The 306-nt window shown below is 77.5% G+C and carries 1 protein-coding gene; it reads left to right on the forward strand.

Features of this window, described 5'->3' with window-relative positions; all coding sequences use genetic code 11:
- Positions 1 to 306 (forward strand): hypothetical protein (locus tag GTW08_RS22460; protein WP_161152484.1); only part of this gene is annotated, 306 nt, incomplete at both ends.

A 306-nucleotide genomic window follows, 5' to 3' on the forward strand; every position in this document is an offset into this window, starting at 1 on the left:
CCTGGTCGTCGCGGCGGTGCTGCTCCTGGCCGCCGTCGCCCAGCTGGCGGCCGGCGGCAGCGCGGTGCTGGTCGTCGTGCTCGTCGCCGCCGCCGTCGTCTCGACCGCACTGACCGCCGTCGCCCGGGTCCGTGTCGACGGCGACGGGGTACACGTCCGGCAGGCGCTGCTCGGACGGCCGCTGGCCGAGGCACCGCTCACCGAGGTCCGCGGCGCGCGGTCGGAGCAGCTCGACCCGGAGCGCTTCGGATGGAACGAGTACGGCGTCCTGCGCCGGTCGCCGTCCGTGCTCGGCTACCGCGCCCG

Source organism: Pseudonocardia sp. SID8383 (genome assembly GCF_009864975.1).
GTDB classification, from domain to species: Bacteria; Actinomycetota; Actinomycetes; order Mycobacteriales; family Pseudonocardiaceae; genus Pseudonocardia; species Pseudonocardia alni.